Genomic DNA, 1827 nt, shown 5'->3' with positions numbered 1-1827 from the left:
GAATAGAAGCCCATCGGCAGCGAATTCAGCAAGCCGGCGAGGAAAGCGGCCGGGTAGTGGCACTTGAGCCAGGCCGAGACATAGACCAGCAGCGCAAAGCTCGCGGCATGCGATTCCGGGAAGCCGTAATCGGCAAATCCCTCCAGCTGACGATACAGCGCGGCACTGAATTCCTGGCTGTAACCCCGCTCGGCCATGCCCCGGAGCAGCTTGTCGCGGAACGGGCCGATGCCGCCGCGCCGCTTCCAGGCGGCCATGGCGCGACGCAACTGATCGGCTTCGCCGGGCGTGAACCCGGCAGCCACCATCGAGAGCTGCATCGCCTGTTCCTGAAACAGCGGCACGCCCAGCGTGCGCTCGAGAACGCCTTTCACCGCCTCGCTCGGATAACTGACCGGCTCCTTGCCTTGCCTGCGGCGCAAATAGGGATGCACCATGTCGCCCTGGATCGGGCCGGGGCGGACGATGGCCACCTCGATGACCAGATCGTAAAAGGTCTGCGGACGCAAGCGCGGCAGCATCGACATTTGCGCGCGCGATTCGATCTGGAACACGCCGATGGTGTCCGCGGCGGAAATCATGCGGTATACGGCCGGGTCTTCCGGCGGAATATGTTCCAGGGCAAAAGCTTCGTTGCGTTGCAATGCCACCCACGCCAACGCTCGCCGGATCGCACTCAGCATGCCCAGCGCCAGCACATCGACCTTCATCAGGCCGAGCACATCGATGTCGTCTTTGTCCCACTGGATCACGCTGCGCTCGGGCATCGCCGCATTTTCGATCGGCACCAGCCGGTCGAGCCGGCCGCGGCTGATGACAAAGCCGCCGACATGTTGCGACAGATGCCGCGGGAATCCCTTGATCTCCTGCGCCAGTTGCATCCATAGCGTCACCGTGGGACCGGCCGTATCGAGACCGACATCGGCGAAACGCGCCTGCCATTGCTCGGGCTTGTCCCACCAGGCCAGAGATGAGGTCAGCGCATCGAGCTTGTCGCGGTCGATCCCGAGTGCGCGGCCGGTATCGCGCAGCGCCGAACGGGAACGGTAGCAAATCACCGTTGCCGTTAGCGCCGCTCGCTCGCGTCCATACTTGGTGTAGATGTACTGGATGATTTCCTCGCGCCGCTGATGCTCGAAGTCCACATCGATGTCGGGCGGCTCGTTGCGCTCCCTGGAGATGAAACGGCCAAACAGGAGATTGGCGCGCGCCGGGTCGACCTCGGTAATGCGCAAGGCATAGCACACCGCCGAATTGGCGGCCGAGCCGCGCCCCTGGCAAAGAATGCCGAGACGTCGCGCATGCGCGACGATGTCATATACCGTCAAAAAATACGGCTCGTAGCCCAGTTCGCCGATCAGTCGCAATTCATCGTCAACCTGCCGCTGCACCTTGCCGGGAATGCCCTGCGGATAGCGACTGTGCAGGCCGCGTTGCGTCTCCCGACGCAGATAGCCCGCCGGGGTCTGGCCGAAGGGAACAACCTCCTCGGGATACTCATAGCGCAGTTCGTCGAGCGAGAACTGGCAGAGTCCGGCGATACGCACCGTCTCGGCCAGCAGTGCGGGCGAATAGAGCCTGGCCAGTGCCTCCCGGCGACGCAGATGGCGCTCGCCATTCGGGAACAAGGCGGAGCCGGCCTGCTCGACCGTGGTATTCAAGCGCAGCGCCGTGAGCGTATCCTGCAATGGCCGTCGCTCGCGCACATGCATATGGACATCACCGGCGGCGACCAGAGGGATGCCGGTCGTGCGTGCCAGGTGCTGCAGATGCGCGAAACGTTTCCGGTCGTCCGGCGCGAGGTGCCGTTCATAGGCGATCCAGCAG

General features: G+C 63.9%; 1 protein-coding gene. It reads right to left on the bottom strand.

From position 1 onward, the window contains the following. On the bottom strand, positions 1-1827 hold a 1827-nt coding region (locus PROAA_RS09710; RefSeq protein WP_186411152.1), incomplete at both ends, for an error-prone DNA polymerase.

This window comes from Candidatus Propionivibrio aalborgensis (assembly GCF_900089945.1).
In the GTDB taxonomy this organism is placed as follows: Bacteria; Pseudomonadota; Gammaproteobacteria; order Burkholderiales; family Rhodocyclaceae; genus Propionivibrio; species Propionivibrio aalborgensis.
The sequence above is the reverse complement of the archived record's forward strand: the minus strand, read 5'-3'. Positions and strand labels throughout refer to the sequence as shown.